The following is a 16,006-nucleotide window of genomic DNA, read 5'->3' on the forward strand; positions in this document are numbered from 1 at the left end:
GAGCAGATGCTCATTTTTTTGGGGGTGATACACGCCTACTGCGAACCAACATTTACAAATTAGCATGTCAGAGGCGATTATGGAAGATGTTACCCATGAGTAACACGAAACAATATAAAAAATGGTGGGAAATTGAATAATTCCCCACCATTTGTATGATTACTCTGCCTTGAGAAGCGCTTTGATCAATTCGTCTCGCGAACGTTCGGCGGCGTTTCTCAAAGATATAGCATCAGGTCCCGACACAAGTACACCGCGGCTCGAATTAACAAGCACTTGTTGTTTAACCCCGGTAAACACTTTATAAAGATCTAACGCACTTGCGCCCTGTGCACCATACCCAGGAGCAAGGATTGGCCCGTTGAAGCTGGCTAGGTCGATACCAAGCTCCTGAAGAGCTGGACCCACTGTTGCCCCGACCACCAAACCGCACGGCCCCATAACAGACCAGTGGCCTTGAGCGTTCTCCTGGTAAGCGGCATCGACAATTCCCTTAGCAACAGAGTGCTCCCCACCGATATGCTGAACAGTCTTGCCCTCAGGGTTAGATGTCAAAGCAAGAACAAAGACGCCGCGCGAGGTCTGCGCTGCCTGATCAAGAGCTGGCCGAAGCGATTCAAAGCCCAGGTAGGGGCTCAGAGTTACAGAGTCTGTTGCCAGAGGTGAACGCTCCCCCAGCCAGGCATCGGAATAAGCGGCCATAGTGGAGCCAATATCGCCGCGTTTGGCATCAGCAATAATCAGCACATCGGCATCAGCTGCCACCCGGTGCAGTTTTTCAAGTACGGCCAAGCCAGCAGATCCGTGGCGCTCAAATAGGGCAACCTGAGGCTTGAGCGCTGCTGAAACGGGCCCGCAAGCTTCAAGCACTGTCAAAGCAAAGGCCTCTAAGGACTCCGGAGTATCAGGCAGGTCCCAGGCAGAAAGCAAACCCGGGTGGGGATCAATCCCTACGCACAGAGGCCCGCGCGACTCCATAGCCGCTGCAAGGCGATCACCGAAACCTACCCGGGCACTCATGCCTGCTCCTGAGTCAGCGCGGCAGCAATGGAAGCGCCGTGTTCCTGTAGGCTCATGACGCCCCAGCTATACTCACGCAGAGCGTTGATACCCTGAACAGCAGCACCGAATTCTGAAACCGTGGTCATGACCGGGCAACCAACCGAGGTAGCAGCCGCACGAATCTCGTAGCCGTCGCCACGGGCCTGGCCACCGGAGGGAGTATTGAAAATCAGGTTGATTTCGCCATCACGAATCAAATCAACGATGGAACGCTCCCCCTCAGGTGTATCAGCGATCTTTGCAACAACTTGCGATTCAACACCGTTTCGTCGGAGCACCTCTGCGGTACCGCCTGTTGAAACAATCTCAAAGCCAAGCTGCTGAAGCATCTTGACGTAAATAATCGAGTTGCGCTTGTCGCGGTTAGCCACCGATACGAAGACCTTACCCTCAGTCGGTAGGCTGGAACCGGCTGCCTTCTCAGCCTTAGCGAAAGCGGTGTCAAAGAAGCGGTCCAGGCCCATAACCTCACCGGTAGAGCGCATCTCCGGGCCCAGCAGGGAATCAACAACGATACCTTCGGGGGTGCGGAAGCGACTGAAGGGGAGCACCGCTTCCTTGACAGCAATCGCGGTACCAGCGGGCAGTGAAGCTCCGTCCATGCTAGCGGGCAGGTAGCCCTCGGCCTTCAAGTAGGCAATGGTCTTACCTGCACCAATCAGAGCTGCGGCCTTAGCGAGCTGTACACCCGTTGCCTTTGAGACGAAAGGAACAGTGCGCGAAGCGCGGGGATTAGCTTCAATGACATAAAGAATCTCAGAAGCGACAGCGAACTGAATGTTAATCAGACCCCGTACACCAACACCCTGAGCGATTTTGAGGGTTGCCTCTTTGACCTGCTCAACAAGATCGGGGCCGAGCGTGATAGGCGGCAGGGCACAGGCCGAGTCACCGGAGTGAATACCGGCTTCTTCAATATGCTCCATGACCCCACCTAAGTAGAGCTCCCTTCCGTCATAGAGAGCATCAACGTCAATCTCGACAGCGTCCTCGAGGAACTTGTCGATGAGGGCAGGCTGAGAGGGCGAAATCTCGGTTGCATTTTCCAGGTAACGGGCCAGCTGTTCTTCACTGTAGACAATCTCCATGCCACGGCCACCCAAGACGTAGGATGGGCGAACCAGGACCGGGTAACCGATCTCGTCAGCAACCTTCTTGGCGTTCTCAAAGGTGAAAGCCATGCCGTTCTTGGGTGAAATCAGGCCGGCTTCTTCCAAGACGCGTGAGAACTCACCGCGGTCTTCGGCTAGGTCAATTGCCTCGGGCGAGGTACCCAGAATCGGAATACCAGCAGCCTTAAGCTCCTGAGCCAGCTTGAGCGGGGTCTGCCCACCGAGCTGAACAAAGACACCCATCAGGCCTCCAGTTCGGCGCTCTGCCTCAACAATCTCCAGGACGTCCTCTAGGGTGAGGGGCTCAAAGTAGAGGCGAGTGGAGACATCGTAGTCAGTGGAGACAGTCTCGGGGTTGCAGTTAACCATGACGGTCTCATAGCCGGCCTCACGCAGGACCAAGGAGGCATGCACGCAGGAGTAGTCGAACTCGATACCCTGGCCGATGCGGTTTGGCCCTGAACCAAGAATCATGATGGAGGGCTTCTCGTGGTGCGCTACCTCATCTTCAAGATCGTAGGAAGAGTAGTGATAGGGGGTAAAAGCCTCAAACTCAGCGGCGCAGGTATCTACGGTCTTGAAGACCGGGCGGATGTTGAGAGCATGGCGGATACCCCGAACCACTGCCTCGTTCATGCCCAGAATCTCACCGATTTGCGCGTCGGAGAAGCCATGTCGCTTAGCAAGGCGCAGGGTCCGCTCGTTGAGTGTCTTGGACTGGGCGATTTCAGCAGCCACCTCGTTCAGCAGAACCAGCTGGTCCAGGAACCAGGGGTCGATGGCCGTTGCTTGGTAGATCTGTTCAACGGTGGCACCTGCAAGCAGAGCTCGCTGGACCTGGAAGATACGCTCGGTGGTTGCCACCTTGCTACTTTCAATTAGCTCTGACAGCTCAGCAGAACTAAGCTGGGGCTGGTCAAAACGGAAGGTCGAGCCCTTTTGCTCCATGGAGCGCATAGCCTTTTGCAGAGCTTCAGTAAAGTTACGGCCCAGAGCCATAGCTTCTCCCACACTCTTCATGGTGGTAGTCAGAGTGGGGTCAGCCGCAGGGAACTTCTCAAAGGCAAATCGGGGAACCTTAACCACAACGTAGTCAAGGGTAGGTTCAAAGCTAGCCGGAGTCTTCTGGGTAATATCGTTGGGAATTTCGTCTAGGGTGTAGCCCAGCGAGAGCATGGTTGCGATCTTTGCGATGGGGAAACCGGTTGCCTTGGAGGCCAGAGCTGAAGAGCGCGACACACGGGGATTCATCTCAATGACGATGATACGGCCGGTAGCCGGGTCAATGGCGAACTGGATGTTACAGCCACCGGTATCAACGCCCACCTCACGAATCACCTTGATAGCGATATCACGCAGGCGCTGGTACTCACGGTCGGTCAGAGTGAGGGCCGGGGCAACCGTGATGGAGTCACCGGTATGAACACCGACCGGATCAAAGTTTTCGATGGAACAGACGACAACCACGTTATCGTTCTTGTCCCGCATCATTTCCAGCTCGTATTCTTTCCAGCCCAGGATTGACTCTTCGAGCAGGACTTCGCTGGTGGGGCTGTATTGGATACCGGCACCGGCAATGCGGTGCAGGTCGACCTCATTGTAGGCCATGCCGGAGCCAAGACCACCCATGGTGAAAGACGGGCGAACCACCATGGGATAGCCCAGTTCTTTGGCCGCTTCAAGGGCTTCCTCCATGGTGTGAACAATGACTGACCGGGCAGATTCGCCACCAGCACGTTCGACGACCCCCTTGAAGGCTTCTCGGTCTTCACCCAGGTTGATAGCCTCGATGTTTGCACCGATAAGCTCAACACCATACTTATCCAGGATTCCCTGTTCATCGAGAGAGATGGCCGCGTTCAAGGCGGTCTGGCCACCCAGGGTAGGCAGGATTGCGTCGGGCTTTTCCTTGGCAATGATTTTTTCAATGACTTCTGGGGTAATCGGTTCTATGTAGGTGGCATCGGCGAACTCGGGGTCGGTCATGATGGTGGCCGGGTTGGAGTTGACCAAAATGACGCGTACACCTTCATCTTTGAGCACGCGGAGGGCCTGTGTACCTGAGTAGTCGAATTCGGCGGCCTGACCGATAACGATGGGGCCTGAACCGATGACCAGAATTGATGTGAGATCGTGACGCTTGGGCATGGTTCTTTTCCTTAGTTCTTCTTTTCGAGCATGAGATCAATGAAACGGTCAAAAAGGTAGGCCGAATCGTGCGGGCCAGCCGCGGCTTCTGGGTGGTATTGAACCGAGAAGGCCGGGATGTCGAGGCAACGCAGACCTTCTACGACCTGATCGTTGAGGCCGATATGAGAGACCTCTACACGACCAAACTCTGAGTTGGGGGCGGTCACAGGGCCATCAAGCGGTGCATCAACAGCGAAACCGTGGTTCTGGGCAGTAATCTCTACCTTGCCCGTGGTGCGGTCAAGCACGGGCTGGTTAATGCCACGGTGGCCAAAAGGTAGCTTGTAGGTGCCAAAGCCCAGGGCACGGCCCAGCAACTGGTTGCCGAAGCAGATTCCGAAGAAGGGAGTGCCGGTTCGCAGGATGTCCTGGAGCAGTTCAACCTGCTGGTCGGCTGTCGAGGGATCACCTGGGCCGTTGGAGAAAAAGACACCGTCAGGTCTCAAGCCCTTGATTTCTTCAAGTGTTGCGGATGCAGGAAGGACATGAACACGCACACCGCGCTCTGCGAAGCGCTGAGGAGTCATGGCCTTAATCCCAAGGTCAAGAGCAAGCAGAGTGGCCCGCACAGGGCCGTCCCAGCCCCAGTCAGCCGGTTCAACAGTGTAGGCGGCCTCAACGGAGACGCGATCTGCCAGCTTCTGCCCCTTCATGGGCGCGGCTTCTTTGACCTTTTCAAGCAGTTCAGAAACAGGCTGTTCTGCATGGCTACCGGTAAAGATACCGGCCCGCATGGCACCGGCGCTGCGCAGGTGACGGGTCAGAGCGCGGGTGTCGATGCCCTGAATACCCACGATGCCCTGCTCAATCAGTTCTTCATCCAGAGAACGCTCGGAACGCCAGTTGGAAGGGCGACGAGCCGCATCACGAACCGCGTAGCCGGCAACCCAGATACGTCGAGATTCAGCGTCTTGCCTGTTGACACCCGTATTACCGATGTGGGGGGCGGTCTGGATAACGATCTGCCCTGCGTAGGAGGGGTCGGTGAGGGTTTCCTGGTAGCCGGTCATGCCGGTAGAGAAAACCGCCTCGCCCAGAGTATAACCTATAGCTCCGTAGCTTTCACCACGGTAGACGGTGCCGTCTTCAAGGACGAGGACGGCGGTTTGGGGGGTACTGGCTTGCTGAGACAAATTCACACTTCCTCTTGATCTTGGTCGGTTAGGCCGCAGTTAGCGGCTAAGAGTTGAGACAGGCCAATCGGGCAGGGTTGTGGATGCCTGCGGCGCGATAGCCCGGATAGCGGAGAGCAAAGATTGCTTATCGATGGCAAACTGAGTGCGGAAGCCGGTATCGACTGCGTTTCCGTTCAAGGACCAGGACACCATGACCAGGCCGTCCTTTTCAACGAACTTGCCGCTCATACCTGACTCTGTTCTCACGGCAATAATGTCGGTCGCGGGAATCCAGATATCTTCGGCACCATCACGTGCAATAATCAGTGCATCGTCAAAGACAAAGAAAGTTCCTGCTGCCTTGACTCCCAGGGTTTGGGTAGCGATTCTATCGAGCCAGTCCCCCATGATCGTGGTGGCAATGTAAACACCGGGGACGGCCAGGACGGATTCGGCATCGTCATAGTGGGCTGGTACGGGGGGCAACTCCCCCACCTGTACCTGCCGCTTTTGACGACTTTTCCAGCCTGCCCGCATTGCCCAGAAAATAAGGAGGCAGAGGAGGGCCAGAATGAGGGTGGGGATGAGCTTTTCCTGCACGGTCTTCTCTAATCTGTGGTTGGTGCCCAAATTAGGCAGCGGGAACGGGGGAATTGAGTTTGCCATCAAGCACGGTGGGGTGGCCGCTGTAGAAAGTGGCAACAACCATGCCGGGGACTTCGAGACCGCGGTAGGGGTTGTTTTTACCCTTGGTTGCCTGAGCCTGCGGGTCAATCAGGCGGGTCGCTGCGGGGTCAACCAGAACTAGGTTTGCTGGTTCTCCGGCTTCTAGGGGGCGTCCCTGCTGGTTGGCTAGACCAATTTCAGCAGGCTTGGTGCTCATGATTCGGGCGACATCAGCCCACCTGATATACCCGGTGTCGACCAGGGTTTTCTGCACGATGGAGAGAGCCTGTTCAAGCCCGGTCATCCCGTTAGCTGCACATGCCCACTCACAGTCCTTGCTTTCTGCCGGGTGCGGGGCATGGTCAGTACCGATGATGTCAATAATCCCATCGGCAACTGCCTGGCGCAGGGCCAGAACGTCCTCTTCGGTCCGTAAGGGTGGGTTGACCTTATAGACGGGGTCGTAGGTTCTCACCAGCTCATCGGTTAGCAGTAGATGGTGGGGGGTTGCCTCTGCGGTGACGTTAATTCCCCGTTCTTTGGCCCAGCGGATGATTTCTACCGAGCCCTTGGTGGAGAGATGGCAGATATGCAGACGCGAACCAACGTGATCTGCAAGTAGTACATCGCGGGCAATGATAGATTCCTCAGCTACCGCGGGCCAGCCAGCCAAGCCTAGCTCAGCTGATACCTTGCCCTCGTTCATCTGGGCGCCTTGGGTCAGGCGCGGCTCCTGGGCGTGCTGGGCAATGACACCGTTGAAAGTCTTGACGTATTCCAGGGCGCGGCGCATCAAGGCCGGGTCCCATACGCACATGCCATCATCCGAGAAGACGCGTACCTGAGCACGTGAATCTGCCATAGCACCAATTTCTGAGAGCCGCTCTCCTGCCAGGCCTACGGTGACGGCACCGATAGGTTGAACGTGAACCCAACCCGATTCGCGGCCCAGCTCATAGACCTGCTCGACAACACCAGCGGTATCGGCTACAGGCTTAGAGTTAGCCATTGCAAAGACTGAGGTGTAACCACCCAGAGCTGCCGCACGGCTGCCGGTTTCTACGGTTTCTGCGTCCTCTTGGCCGGGTTCACGAAGGTGGGTGTGTAAATCGACCAGGCCGGGCAGAGCGATGAGCCCCTTAGCCTCAATGATTTGAGCTTCAGCGGCTTGAAGGTTCTCCCCCACTTCAGCAATCTTCCCGCCGCGAATGAGAATGTCGGCGGTCTTTTCACCGAGCAGTGATGCTCCCTTGATGAGATAAAGATGAGAGGTCATAGTGTTCTCTTTTCCTTGCGGGGTTAGGAACCCGAGTAGAAGTCAGCGGATGAGCCACCGGTCATGAGTAGATAGAGCACAGCCATACGGACCGATACGCCGTTAGTGACTTGGCGAAGCACCCAGGAGCGGGGTGAATCAGCTGCTTGGGCACAAATCTCTAGACCTCGGTTCATGGGGCCGGGGTGCAGAATTGCGGTTTCATGGCTAGCGCTATCAAGCCTGATAAAGCGTTCAGGGGTAAGCCCCCAGCGGCGGGAATATTCTTGGCTGGAGGGGAAGAAAGCGTCGTTCATACGCTCTTTTTGGATGCGCAACATCATGATGGCATCAAGGCCTGACTCAATCGCATCGTCAAGGTCGTAGTAAACTTCTGCTGGCCAATGTCCGATTTCCACCGGTAGCAGGGTCGGTGGTGCAACAAACTTAACGGTTGCACCTAAGGTGTGAAGTAGCCAGAGGTTGGAGCGGGCTACACGGGAGTGCAGGATATCTCCCACAATGGCGATCCGCATGCCCTCAAGGGTGAGTCCTCGGGTCTCGCACCCCTCAACACGGGCCTTGAACTGCCGGAGAGTCATAGCATCGAGCAGAGCCTGAGTAGGGTGGGCGTGGGTTCCATCACCGGCGTTGAGAACAGGCACATCAATCCAACCGGCTTGGGCTAAACGCTGGGGTGCCCCGGAGGCACTGTGCCGGATAACAACTGCATCAGCCTTGATAGCCGCTAAGGTCTGAGCAGTGTCTTTAAGAGATTCGCCCTTGGAAACAGAAGACCCTTTGGCGGAAAAATTGATGATATCTGCAGAGAGCCGCTTCTCTGCTGCCTCAAATGAGAGGCGGGTGCGGGTGGAGTCCTCGAAGAAAAGATTAACAACGGTTCTGCCTTGAAGGACGGGCAGTTTTTTGACCTCGCGCTGGCCGATTTCACCCATGTAATCGGCGGTGTCGAGAATATCGAGAGCTTCTAGCAGGCTCAGGTCTTGGGTATCCAGTAGGTGTTTCATGCACCAGCCCCCTGTTTGGTTGATGCCTTCTGAATAATCACTACTCGGTCGCTGATAGCGTCTATGCTCTCCAAGAGGACTTTGACGGATTCGCCGGAGCTGGTGGGCAGGTTCTTTCCCACATGGTCAGCCCGGATAGGTAGTTGCCTGTGGCCCCGATCCACGAGAACGGCTAACCGAACTACCGCTGGGCGACCATAATCTTTGAGGGCATCGAGAGCGGACCGAATGGTCCGCCCTGAGTAGAGGACATCGTCGACCAATACTACATTCTTGCCGTCAATCCCGGCAGCCGGTAGGCGCGTTGGCTGTGGGGTTCGCCCGGGCATAGACCTGAGATCATCACGGTACATGGTGATATCGAGTTGGCCGAGCGAAAGGGCTGGATTAAAGCCGGAATCAGTCTGCGCTATCTTAGCGGCGATCCTTTCGGCAAGAGGATATCCTCGGCGTGGAATACCCAGCAGAACCAGATTTTCACTGCCCTTGTTGGCTTCCAAAATTTCGTGTGCAATGCGCGTGAGCGCACGCTCTATGTCGGCTTGCTCCAGAATCACTCTCTGGTGTTCTGGGTCTGAAGATACACCGGTGGTATCCATCATGTGCCGGCCTCCTTCCCCGCCTCACAGGACGGACTTAAAGGTTGCTGTCGCACTTCAATTTACCATGTCAGGTTACCCGGTGGTATGAGGGCCACAAAAATATTACGTACTGGACGCACCTTATCGCTGTGCAGTCCCAAGGCCCGAAGGCAAAATCCCCACCTGCTCAATGAGCGGGTGGGGATAAAAAGTAGGAACTATACCAGAAGGGTCGGCTTAACCTGGCGCAAACGATCCAACAAACCGTTGACAAATTTGGGTGAGTCATCGGTTGAGAGGAGCCTTACCAGGCCGGTGGCCTCTGAGATAGCTACCGCATCGGGAATCTCATCATTGTAGAGAAGCTCCCAGGCACCAAGTTGCAGGGCAACACGGTCAACACTGGGCATGCGGTCCATAGTCCAGTCCTGCGAATAGGTTTCAATGTACTCCCGAATTTCTTCGGCGTGGTCACGGACACCGCGAACCACCTGCTCGGAGTACAGGGAAATCTGTGCTGAGGTATGCATACGTCGACGGGTAAGAACATCAAGGATGTCATCGCCACGCTGGTCAGCTTCAAACAGGACTTCGAGGGCACGAAGTCTAGCTTTGGTTCTTGAATTCACGGTACTTAGTCGTTGACGCGACCCAGGTATTCACCAGTACGGGTGTCAACCTTGACCTTTGTACCGGTCTCAAGGAAGAGAGGAACCTGAATCTCAGCGCCGGTTTCAACGGTTGCAGGCTTGGTGCCACCGGTTGAACGGTCACCCTGCAGGCCGGGCTCGGTGTAGGTAATTTCGAGGACTACAGATGCGGGCAGTTCAATGTACAGAGGTGAACCCTCGTACATGGCAATAGTAGCTGTCTGGTTTTCCAGCATGAACTTAGCGGCATCGCCCACGGTAATCTCAGAAACATTGATCTGATCGTAGGTCTTGAGGTCCATGAAGACATAGTCAGTGCCGTCCTGGTAAAGGTACTGGTAGTCTGAACGGTCAACGGTTGCAGTCTCAACCTTGGCACCTGCGTTGAAAGTCTTATCAACTACCTTGCCGCTGGTGACGTTGCGTAGCTTGGTACGGACGAAGGCACCACCCTTGCCGGGCTTTACGTGCTGGAACTCGATAACGGACCAGAGATTGCCATCAATTTTCAGAACGACACCGTTCTTGATATCTGCGGTAGTAGCCAACAGACTCTCCTCTAATAAATAATTTTTCAATAAGCGTTGCGGGTTAAACCGTAGACCAGTCTACCGCTTCCCCCGGGTGATTGTGCGATTACTTGGTGAGTTTCACACCGTCTGGGCTTCTGCTATAGCGGCTATGCCGCGACCTCTTGGTAGGTCATGAAGAGAATTGAGTCATCGGGAACTTCGTAGATACGGGGCCTAGCCAGCCCTTCAAGCACCACAAACCGCAGAAGACTACCGCGAGCCTTTTTATCTCGGCGCATAGTTTCTAGTAGCTTTGTCCAGCGATCGGCCGGGTAAGTGATCGGCAGATTGAGAGACTGACAGATCGCGCGTGTACGCTCCACCGTTGCCTCGTCCAAGTAGCCGGCAGCCAGTGACAGCTCAGCAGCAAAGACCATGCCAACTGCTACCGCAGCACCGTGACGCCACTGGTAGCGTTCAGCATGTTCAATGGCGTGGCCCAGAGTGTGCCCGTAGTTGAGGAACTCACGGCGGCCACTTTCTTTCAGGTCTTCAGAGACAATCTCGGCCTTGACCCTAATTGACCGCTCAATAAGTTCACGTACCACATGGGACTGAGAATCACGGACCTTGGAGGGGTTCTGCTCAATCAGATCGAGAATAACCGGGTCGGCAATAAAACCACACTTGACGACCTCCGCCATACCGGTCAATAGCTCATGCTCCGGCAAAGTTCGTAAGACACCCAGCTCGCAGAGCACAGCTGCCGGCGGGTGGAAAGCACCCACCAGGTTTTTTCCCTCGGCAGTGTTAATGCCGGTTTTCCCCCCGACGGCAGCATCCACCATGCCCAGTAGAGTTGTTGGGATGTGGATAACGCGTACTCCACGCAACCAGGTGGCTGCAACAAAGCCAGCCAGGTCCGTGACCGCCCCACCACCGACTGCAATCACCGCGTCGCTGCGGGTAAAGTCGTTCTGCCCCAATACCTGCCAGCAGAAAGCCGCAACCTGAATGTGTTTGCCCTCTTCAGCATCGGGAATTTCAGCCGAAAAAGCTTCAAAGCCGGCTCTACGCATCTGATCCATGACAAGCTCACCGGTCGAGCGGAGTGCTCTGGGGTGAATCACCAAAATCCGCCGCGTACGTTGTCCTAGAATCTCGGGGATTTGTCCGAGCAGATCATGGCCAACCAGCACCCGATAGTTTTCGCTCGGCTGTGAACCTGTTACCGGAATGACGGTTGTCTCTCTTGTAGTCATGCTCCACCTTTTCGGGTTGTGATGATGAAGTTCTGTATCTCGGCGGTCATAGCGGTGATACTTCTGCCGCCTCTGGCATCGAGCGTATAACTGGCTAGAGACTCATAGCGTTCCCTCCGCGACTCGAAAATTTCCGACCATTTTTCCACAGGATTAGGTTGCAAGAGGGGCCTGGTCTTGCTGTTTTGGATACGCGGTGCCACAGTTTCTGCATCGACCTTGATATACACCACAGTCTGATTCTTTAGAATCTCAGCGACGGCGTCAGTCATAGGTGCTCCCCCGCCCAGAGAAAAAATAGTGTTTCGTCGGGCAGGGGAAGACAGGACTTCTTCAATGACAGCGGCTTCAATTTTACGGAATTCAGTTTCGCCGTAGTCTCCGAAAATCTGTGAAATCTTTCCGTACTTCTCGACAATCAGATGGTCTGAATCAAGGAACTCGTAACCGTAAAAGCGAGACAAGTGGGTGCCAATATAGGATTTACCAGCAGCCATGGGGCCAATCAAGACAACGGGGCGGGACTTTTCGATATAGGTTTCTTGAACCTCTCGTACCTGGTTAGGAGCCAGAACCTCAGTCATATCGATCGCGTGGGTACGGGACCGGGAGGGCATGGTTACTTGCTCCACCCTGCTACCTTAGATTCCCAAGCCAGCGACTTAGGAATAGCCGTCAGGTAGGCATCCAGGTTGCGCCTGGTCTCGGCAATGTTATCGCCCCCAAACTTCTCGAGAGCGGCATCGGCAAGCACCAGCGCTACCATAGCTTCGGCAACCACGCCTGCGGCGGGAACAGCACACACGTCAGAACGCTGATGGTGCGCCTTTGCTACTTGGCCGGTTGAGGTATCAATAGTCGCCAGAGCCTTGGGCACGGTTGCAATTGGTTTCATAGCCGCACGAACGCGCAAGAGGTCGCCAATGGTCATGCCGCCTTCAATACCGCCGGCCTTGTTAGAAGCACGCTGGACTCCTGCATCACCCGGAAGGATTTCATCGTGCGCCTCAGTGCCAGGCCTGCGGGCAGTTTCAAAACCGTCACCGACTTCAACACCCTTGATAGCCTGAATCCCCATCAGAGCTGCGGCTAGACGTGCATCCAGACGACGGTCCCAGTGCACGTAAGAACCCAGTCCAGGGGGCAAGCCGTAGGCCAGTACCTCAACAACCCCGCCCAGGGTCTCACCATCTTTGTGGGCCTTATCAATACATGCCACCATAGCCTCAGAGGTTGCGGCATCGAAACAGCGAAGCGGATCAGCGTCCAAGGCCTGCACATCGCGCGGGGTGGGGCGAGCAGCATCTGCGGGGGCCTCTACCCCAGCTATCGCTGTAGTGTGACTGACTAGCTCAACATCAAGAGCCTTCAAAATCTGAGAGGCAACTACGCCAAGGGCAACGCGGGTTGCGGTCTCGCGGGCACTAGCGCGTTCAAGCACCGGGCGAGCCTCATCGAAGCCATACTTTTGCATACCGGCAAAATCTGCGTGGCCGGGGCGGGGGCGGGTCAGAGCCGCGTTGCGAGCACGGCCTTCAAGCAGTGCGGGGTCTACCGGGTCAGAAGACATGACATCGACCCACTTAGGCCACTCGGTATTGGCTATCTCAAGCGCTACGGGTCCGCCCTGGGTCTTGCCGTGGCGAACACCGCCCAGGATACGCACAGCATCTTCCTCAAACTTCATTCGTGCGCCACGACCGTAACCGAGCCTGCGACGGGCCAGAGCGTCGCGCACCATCTGGCTGGTCAGCTCAAGACCGGCAGGGACACCTTCGATAATTCCGACCAATGCTTGGCCGTGTGATTCACCGGCTGTTAGCCAACGCAACATCTCTAACCTTCTTTATCATTACCTGTGGGTCTACTGTCTAAGATTTCCAAAAAAGCCCGGTGATAGCAACTCTTGCACCACCATTCGGGCTAACCTACATGCCCAGTGCGCTCGGATCACTGACCTGCTGGGGTAGGTACCCCGTCAGCGGTAGGTCCACAGCCTTTCGCATAGCTTCCAGGACCTGCTGCTCGTAAGGTAGATAATCTTCAAGCGACCGGCCCGTGAAGAGCCTGACCTGGTCCACTGCCTGGTACATGAGCATTTCAAGGCCGCTGGTTACCCTCCCGCCAGATTCTTGGTAAGCCAAGGCTAGCTTGGACGGCCAGGGGTCATAGGACACGTCAAGAAGGTAGCCCGCTCGGTGTGCGCGGGGCCCTGTTTCGACCACCTTGTCGGCTGCCCCCGCAGGTAGCGTACTGATTGTCAGCTCATACTCCTCGAGCCTAGACCAGAACTCAGCAAGCGGGATAAAAGTTAGGTCCATACCCAACCGCTGCGCGGCCTGCTGGGCTCCCTCTGCGCGACGTGGGTCCCGCACAAAGACATCTACCCCGGTAGAGCCCATAAAACGTAGGGCCGCCAATGCTGCGGTTGCGGTACCGCCTCCGCCCAAAACAGCGGCACGGGCAGGTAGACCCAACAAACCTTCCTGTCTCAGGGCATTCACAATTCCAGAGACATCGGTGTTGTGACCAAAAGACCGCCACAGGCCCTCTATCTCTCTCCAGTAAACAGTGTTGACCACCCCTACCGCACGAGCGAATGGGGTCAGTTCATCCAGGTAGGCGATAACAGCGGATTTAAGGGGCATAGTGACCGAAAAACCGCAGGTTGAGCTGTGGGGGCCAAAACACTCGAATACAGAGGCTAGTTGGTCCTCTACTGTATCGAGACACTCATAAACGATCTGCTCCCCCAGAACCCGGTAGGCGGCCTGGTGCAGCGCTGGCGACTTACTGTGCCTAATGGGGTGCCCCAAGACAAAAGCCTTGGGGCACGAGGTCAAGCTGTCACTCATCTACTGGCACTCATCCGGGTGAGCAGAACAGTACTTGTTATAGACTTCTACGTTCTTAAGGTGCTGGCTGTAGGTCTTAGCAAACAGCGTCTCACCGGTGCTCAGGTCCACTGTGACCCAGAAGTAATAGTCATTCTTCTCGGGGTTAGCTGCCGCCTTGATGGCCGCAGCACCCGGTGAACCAATAGGACCGAGAGGCAAACCCTGGTAGTAGAAGGTGTTGTACTTATTACTGGAGTCCTGTTTCTGGGCATCGGAGATGTGATAACTCTTAATGCCCAGCCCGTAGGCTACCGTAGCATCCGACTGCAGGTAACCGTTTGTTTCGCCATCGGGGTTGTTCAGTCGATTTTCAATTGCACCTGCAATCGGCAAGTAGTCCTTTTCGCGGCCCTCAAACTCCAGAATCGAAGCTACCGTGATGACATGGAAGATCCGGTCGTCACCGCTCACCCCGTCCTCTTTAAGCTGGTTCAAGGTGTTGTCAACCATAATCTGTAGGATTTCTTGAGCAGATGCTTCCTTGGGGAAACGGTATTCACCCGGGTACAAGAAACCTTCGATTGTAGGGAACTTAGACGGGATACCAAAGCTGGTGGGTTTTTCAGCCAGGTTCTTAAAATCTTGCTGACTGATACCCGTGCCTTTAGCAAGAGCATCGAGTGTTTCATCCATGCGCCAGGTCCGCGCAATTGCAACATAGTTGGTATTGGCTTCATCAACGCGAAGCAACTCATCGAGAGCGGCAGAACTACTCATTTCCTTTTGCAGGGTGTAGTCCCCTGGCTGGAAGAACTGGTCGGAAGCCTTATCGGAATAGACCTGAAGAAAACGATCGGCGTTAGCAATAACTCCTTGTTCTTCAAGGGAATTAGCGATGCCAATGACCGAGGCACCTTCGGGAATCGTGAAGGTCACTTCAGTACCGTTACCGCTTCCAGCAAAATCTTTACGCTGGAACCATCCCATCTGCGGGCTGATAATCGAGATAACCAGAACAAGCGCAACGGCAAAGACAAGACCGGCTGAAATCACGAAATTACGGCTTCGACGTTTCGCGCGTTCACGCTCATCGCTGCTGAATTCTTCTTGATCAGCAACAACGGCACCACCAAGCAGGCCCTCAAGATCAGTTTGCTGGTTCCGGGTCCGCAGGGTGCGTCGACGCGGAGGGCGGCTAGAACTCGAGTTTTCAGACATTCGGGTTCTCCGTTTCATGGTTGAAGGTGCTTGGGGCAGATAAGGTGGAGGGTTCTGTCAGCTCCACCTGATAACCAGGTAAATGCTGACCCACCTTAAGGGTATCGACCGCATGTTGCAAAATGTTGACTGCGGCCACCTGATCGACCATTGTTTTGAATTCTTTGCTGGAGACACCAGCCTCATGAAGAGAACGGTGTGCGCTTACAGTAGTGAGCCGTTCATCCACCAACCACACAGGTACTTGCTGTGACTCAGCGGCCAGCTCATTCACAAGGGCCTCGGCGTACTCACGAGCCATGACTGTGGAGGAGCTCTCTCCCCCGCTCATCGTTTTAGGTAGTCCCACAAAAACCTCCGTGACTTCATTGACCTCGATGAGTTTACGAAGCACACGTCTGTCTGAGTTCTTCTTCAGATCGCGACGTAGGGTTTTGAGCGGGGTTGCGAGTATGCCATCGGGGTCGCACAGGGCCAAGCCGACGCGGGCATTACCCACATCGACTCCCATGCGGCGG

Annotated in this window: 15 protein-coding genes; all 15 read right to left on the reverse strand. The window is 55.4% G+C overall.

Translation table 11 applies throughout. From position 1 onward, the window contains the following. Positions 1-159: 159 nt before the first annotated feature. Positions 160-1,020 (reverse strand): orotidine-5'-phosphate decarboxylase, encoded by an 861-nt coding sequence (pyrF, locus tag ACN08V_RS03270; RefSeq protein WP_419104524.1) that lies wholly within the window; start codon positions 1,018-1,020, stop codon positions 160-162. After that, positions 1,017-4,322, reverse strand: coding sequence for a carbamoyl-phosphate synthase large subunit (gene carB / locus ACN08V_RS03275; RefSeq protein ID WP_419104525.1), 3,306 nt, complete (start codon positions 4,320-4,322; stop codon positions 1,017-1,019). The genes pyrF and carB overlap by 4 nt, the downstream gene beginning before the upstream one ends. Positions 4,323-4,333: 11 nt before the next feature. Continuing rightward, on the reverse strand, positions 4,334-5,503 hold the full coding sequence (carA, locus tag ACN08V_RS03280) for a glutamine-hydrolyzing carbamoyl-phosphate synthase small subunit (protein ID WP_419104526.1): 1,170 nt from the start codon (positions 5,501-5,503) through the stop codon (positions 4,334-4,336). Between the two features lie 33 nt (positions 5,504-5,536). After that, a complete protein-coding gene (locus tag ACN08V_RS03285) occupies positions 5,537-6,079 on the reverse strand; it encodes a hypothetical protein (protein ID WP_419104527.1) in 543 nt (180 codons plus the stop codon). 31 nt (positions 6,080-6,110) lie between these two features. Further along, the gene (locus tag ACN08V_RS03290; protein WP_419099655.1) at positions 6,111-7,421 is read right to left on the reverse strand and encodes a dihydroorotase; all 1,311 of its coding nucleotides are present in this window, start codon (positions 7,419-7,421) and stop codon (positions 6,111-6,113) included. A 23-nt stretch (positions 7,422-7,444) separates the two neighbouring features. Next, positions 7,445-8,428, reverse strand: a complete 984-nt coding sequence (locus ACN08V_RS03295; RefSeq protein WP_419104528.1) for an aspartate carbamoyltransferase catalytic subunit — start codon at positions 8,426-8,428, stop codon at positions 7,445-7,447. Then, positions 8,425-9,030, reverse strand: a complete 606-nt coding sequence (pyrR, locus tag ACN08V_RS03300; protein WP_419099653.1) for a bifunctional pyr operon transcriptional regulator/uracil phosphoribosyltransferase PyrR — start codon at positions 9,028-9,030, stop codon at positions 8,425-8,427. Before pyrR ends, ACN08V_RS03295 begins: the two co-directional genes overlap by 4 nt. Positions 9,031-9,227: 197 nt before the next feature. Continuing rightward, positions 9,228-9,638: a transcription antitermination factor NusB gene (nusB, locus tag ACN08V_RS03305; RefSeq protein ID WP_419104529.1), complete on the reverse strand. Its 411-nt coding sequence runs from the start codon at positions 9,636-9,638 to the stop codon at positions 9,228-9,230. A 5-nt stretch (positions 9,639-9,643) separates the two neighbouring features. After that, a complete protein-coding gene (efp, locus tag ACN08V_RS03310) occupies positions 9,644-10,207 on the reverse strand; it encodes an elongation factor P (protein ID WP_419099651.1) in 564 nt (187 codons plus the stop codon). 131 nt (positions 10,208-10,338) lie between these two features. Further along, complete coding sequence (aroB, locus tag ACN08V_RS03315) at positions 10,339-11,433, reverse strand: 3-dehydroquinate synthase (RefSeq protein WP_419099650.1); 1,095 nt, start codon at positions 11,431-11,433, stop codon at positions 10,339-10,341. Then, entirely contained in the window at positions 11,430-12,065 is a 636-nt protein-coding gene (locus tag ACN08V_RS03320; protein WP_419099649.1) for a shikimate kinase, read from the reverse strand. Before ACN08V_RS03320 ends, aroB begins: the two co-directional genes overlap by 4 nt. Then, on the reverse strand, positions 12,053-13,267 hold the full coding sequence (gene aroC, locus ACN08V_RS03325; protein WP_419104530.1) for a chorismate synthase: 1,215 nt from the start codon (positions 13,265-13,267) through the stop codon (positions 12,053-12,055). The genes ACN08V_RS03320 and aroC overlap by 13 nt, the downstream gene beginning before the upstream one ends. Before the next feature lie 94 nt (positions 13,268-13,361). Continuing rightward, positions 13,362-14,288: a shikimate dehydrogenase gene (locus tag ACN08V_RS03330; protein WP_419104531.1), complete on the reverse strand. Its 927-nt coding sequence runs from the start codon at positions 14,286-14,288 to the stop codon at positions 13,362-13,364. Further along, complete coding sequence (mltG, locus tag ACN08V_RS03335) at positions 14,289-15,488, reverse strand: endolytic transglycosylase MltG (protein ID WP_419099646.1); 1,200 nt, start codon at positions 15,486-15,488, stop codon at positions 14,289-14,291. It abuts the gene before it with no gap. Further along, complete coding sequence (gene ruvX / locus ACN08V_RS03340) at positions 15,481-15,999, reverse strand: Holliday junction resolvase RuvX (RefSeq protein ID WP_419104557.1); 519 nt, start codon at positions 15,997-15,999, stop codon at positions 15,481-15,483. Before ruvX ends, mltG begins: the two co-directional genes overlap by 8 nt. Positions 16,000-16,006 lie beyond the last annotated feature (7 nt).

This window comes from Rothia sp. P5766, assembly GCF_048513555.1.
Classification (GTDB): domain Bacteria; phylum Actinomycetota; class Actinomycetes; order Actinomycetales; family Micrococcaceae; genus Rothia.